General features: G+C 59.2%; 2 rRNA genes. Both read left to right on the top strand.

The features are described from left to right. Window position 1: 1 nt before the first annotated feature. Window positions 2-1,525, top strand: a 16S ribosomal RNA gene (locus JZ5iCDA_RS15835). Window positions 1,526-2,040: 515 nt separating this feature from the next. Continuing rightward, a 23S ribosomal RNA gene (locus tag JZ5iCDA_RS15830) occupies window positions 2,041-4,519 on the top strand; the annotation flags it as partial.

Raw genomic sequence — 4,519 nt, 5'->3', positions numbered from 1 at the left:
TTTTACGGAGAGTTTGATCCTGGCTCAGGACGAACGCTGGCGGCGTGCTTAACACATGCAAGTCGAACGATGAAGCCCAGCTTGCTGGGTGGATTAGTGGCGAACGGGTGAGTAACACGTGAGTAACCTGCCCCTGACTTCGGGATAACTCCGGGAAACCGGGGCTAATACCGGATATGAGCTACCCTCGCATGGGGGTGGTTGGAAAGTTTTTCGGTCAGGGATGGGCTCGCGGCCTATCAGCTTGTTGGTGGGGTGATGGCCTACCAAGGCGACGACGGGTAGCCGGCCTGAGAGGGCGACCGGCCACACTGGGACTGAGACACGGCCCAGACTCCTACGGGAGGCAGCAGTGGGGAATATTGCACAATGGGCGCAAGCCTGATGCAGCGACGCCGCGTGAGGGATGACGGCCTTCGGGTTGTAAACCTCTTTCAGCAGGGAAGAAGCGCAAGTGACGGTACCTGCAGAAGAAGCGCCGGCTAACTACGTGCCAGCAGCCGCGGTAATACGTAGGGCGCAAGCGTTGTCCGGAATTATTGGGCGTAAAGAGCTCGTAGGCGGTCTGTCGCGTCTGGTGTGAAAACTCGAGGCTCAACCTCGAGCTTGCATCGGGTACGGGCAGACTAGAGTGCGGTAGGGGAGACTGGAATTCCTGGTGTAGCGGTGGAATGCGCAGATATCAGGAGGAACACCGATGGCGAAGGCAGGTCTCTGGGCCGCAACTGACGCTGAGGAGCGAAAGCATGGGGAGCGAACAGGATTAGATACCCTGGTAGTCCATGCCGTAAACGTTGGGCACTAGGTGTGGGGCTCATTCCACGAGTTCCGTGCCGCAGCAAACGCATTAAGTGCCCCGCCTGGGGAGTACGGCCGCAAGGCTAAAACTCAAAGGAATTGACGGGGGCCCGCACAAGCGGCGGAGCATGCGGATTAATTCGATGCAACGCGAAGAACCTTACCAAGGCTTGACATGCACGGGAAGCCGCCAGAGATGGTGGTCTCTTTGGACACTCGTGCACAGGTGGTGCATGGTTGTCGTCAGCTCGTGTCGTGAGATGTTGGGTTAAGTCCCGCAACGAGCGCAACCCTCGTCCCATGTTGCCAGCGGGTTATGCCGGGGACTCATGGGAGACTGCCGGGGTCAACTCGGAGGAAGGTGGGGATGACGTCAAATCATCATGCCCCTTATGTCTTGGGCTTCACGCATGCTACAATGGCCGGTACAAAGGGCTGCGATGCCGTAAGGCGGAGCGAATCCCAAAAAGCCGGTCTCAGTTCGGATTGGGGTCTGCAACTCGACCCCATGAAGTCGGAGTCGCTAGTAATCGCAGATCAGCAACGCTGCGGTGAATACGTTCCCGGGCCTTGTACACACCGCCCGTCAAGTCACGAAAGTCGGTAACACCCGAAGCCCATGGCCCAACCGGTTCGCCGGGGGGAGTGGTCGAAGGTGGGACTGGCGATTGGGACTAAGTCGTAACAAGGTAGCCGTACCGGAAGGTGCGGCTGGATCACCTCCTTTCTAAGGAGCTCACAACGCACGCAGCGCCCACGGGTGCTGGGTGTGGTGGCCACGGCCCACGCCGCACGCGTGTGGGGGTGGTTGCTCATGGGTGGAACATTGACGAAAGAGCTCGAGCGTTGGCGCTGGTGTCAGTACCTGCCGGCCGCTGCTGGTCCGTCCCTTGGGGGGTGGGTGGTGGTGGTGTGGTGGTGGAACCTCACGGCGGGGCGGTTCGGGTTCGTCGAGCACACTGTTGGGTCCTCAGGTCACCGGCCACGATGGGTGGTGGTGCCTGGTACGGGTCGGTCCGTGGATCACGAACCGCTCGCCCGAAGCACGGCAGCGGGTCCCCTCGGGGGCTTGGTGGGTGCTGGTGGTGGGTAGGCGGGTCCGGGTGCGGGTCGGGGTCGTTGGTTGTTTGAGAACTGCACAGTGGACGCGAGCATCTTTGAAGTGATCAAGATGCGGATCCTGCCGGCCGTCGTGGTCGGTGGGTGATGTTTCTTGGTCTCTGCGAATAATGTAGTTGTGGTTGTGAAGTTTTTAAGGGCACAGGGTGGATGCCTTGGCACTAGGAGCCGAAGAAGGACGTGGTAGCCTGCGATAAGCCTCGGGGAGCTGGCAAACGAGCTGTGATCCGAGGGTTTCCGAATGGGGGAACCCCGCACGAGTCATGTCGTGTGACCCGCACCTGAATATATAGGGTGTGTGGAGGGAACGTCGGGAAGTGAAACATCTCAGTACCGGCAGGAAGAGATATTCCGTGAGTAGTGGCGAGCGAAAGCGGATGAGGCCAAACCGGGCGCGTGGTAAAGCTGTCAGGCGTTGCGTGTCCGGGGTTGTGGGACCCTTCTGGTGGATCTGACAGTCCACCGGGGAGTCAGAAAGTCGCGTCATAGTCGAACCGCATTGAAAGGCGGACCACAGACGGTGCCAGTCCGGTAGACGAAATGGCGTGGCCTCCCGAAGGGGATCCCAAGTAGCACGGGGCCCGTGAAATCTCGTGTGAATCTGGCAAGACCACTTGCTAAGCCTAAATACTACCTAGTGACCGATAGCGGACCAGTACCGTGAGGGAAAGGTGAAAAGTACCCCGGGAGGGGAGTGAAATAGTACCTGAAACCGTGTGCCTACAATCCGTTGGAGCCTCCTTGGTTGGGGTGACAGCGTGCCTTTTGAAGAATGAGCCTGCGAGTTAGTGCTCAGTGGCGAGGTTAACCCGTGTGGGGAAGCCGTAGCGAAAGCGAGTCCGAACAGGGCGATTCAGTCGCTGGGTCTAGACCCGAAGCGAAGTGATCTAGCCATGGGCAGGTTGAAGCGCGGGTAAGACCGCGTGGAGGACCGAACCCACCAGGGTTGAAAACCTGGGGGATGACCTGTGGTTAGGGGTGAAAGGCCAATCAAACTTCGTGATAGCTGGTTCTCCCCGAAATGCATTTAGGTGCAGCGTCACGTGTTTCTTGCCGGAGGTAGAGCTACTGGATGGCCGATGGGCCCTACAAGGTTACTGACGTCAGCCAAACTCCGAATGCCGGTAAGCCAGAGCGTGGCAGTGAGACTGCGGGGGATAAGCTCCGTAGTCGAGAGGGAAACAGCCCAGACCACCGGCTAAGGCCCCTAAGCGTGTGCTAAGTGGGAAAGGATGTGGAGTTGCACAGACAACCAGGAGGTTGGCTTAGAAGCAGCCACCCTTGAAAGAGTGCGTAATAGCTCACTGGTCAAGTGATTCCGCGCCGACAATGTAGCGGGGCTCAAGTACACCGCCGAAGCCGTGGCACCTGCGTTGAACCCAGGCCTTCGTGGTCCAGGGGCGCAGGTGGGTAGGGGAGCGTCGTGTGGGCGGTGAAGCCGCGGGGGAACCCAGCGGTGGAGGCCACACGAGTGAGAATGCAGGCATGAGTAGCGAAAGACGGGTGAGAAACCCGTCCGCCGAATGACCAAGGGTTCCAGGGCCAGGTTAATCCGCCCTGGGTAAGTCGGGACCTAAGGCGAGGCCGACAGGCGTAGTCGATGGACAAGGAGTTGACATTCTCCTACCGGCGAAGAACCGCCCATACCGAACCCGGTGATGCTAACCGCCCAAACCCGCCCACCGACCCTTCGGGGTCACCGGGCGGGGGCGCGCGGGACCCGAACCGGTACTAGGTAAGCGTATTAACAGGGGTGACGCAGGAAGGTAGCCCGGCGTGGCGATGGTTGACCACGTCCAAGGCCGTAGACCGTCGGGTAGGCAAATCCGCCCGGCAACAGGTTGAGAGCTGATAGTGAGCGCACAAGCGCGAAACGGGTGATCCTATGCTGCCAAGAAAAGCCTCGACGCGAGGTTCTAGCCGCCCGTACCCCAAACCGACTCAGGTGGTCAGGTAGAGAATACCAAGGCGATCGAGCGAATCGTGGTTAAGGAACTCGGCAAAATGCCCCCGTAACTTCGGGAGAAGGGGGGCCCGAAACGTGAACACCCTCGCGGTGGGAGCGTGGACGGCCGCAGAGACCAGGGAGAAGCGACTGTTTACTAAAAACACAGGTCCGTGCGAAGTCGCAAGACGATGTATACGGACTGACGCCTGCCCGGTGCTGGAAGGTTAAGAGGACGGGTCAACCCCTCGGGGTGAAGCTCAGAATTTAAGCCCCAGTAAACGGCGGTGGTAACTATAACCATCCTAAGGTAGCGAAATTCCTTGTCGGGTAAGTTCCGACCTGCACGAATGGCGTAACGACTTCTCCGCTGTCTCAACCGCGAACTCGGCGAAATTGCACTACGAGTAAAGATGCTCGTTACGCGCAGCAGGACGGAAAGACCCCGGGACCTTTACTATAGCTTGGTATTGGTGTTCGGTGCGGCTTGTGTAGGATAGGTGGGAGACCGTGAAGCCCGCACGCCAGTGCGGGTGGAGTCAACGTTGAAATACCACTCTGGCCGCTTCGGATGTCTAACCTCGGTCCGTGATCCGGACCAGGGACAGTGCCTGGTGGGTAGTTTAACTGGGGCGGTTGCCTCCTAAAATGTAACGG

Origin of the sequence: Cellulosimicrobium cellulans, from assembly GCF_001722485.1 — a bacterium.
Taxonomy (GTDB): domain Bacteria; phylum Actinomycetota; class Actinomycetes; order Actinomycetales; family Cellulomonadaceae; genus Cellulosimicrobium; species Cellulosimicrobium cellulans_A.
The sequence above is the reverse complement of the archived record's forward strand: the minus strand, read 5'-3'. Positions and strand labels throughout refer to the sequence as shown.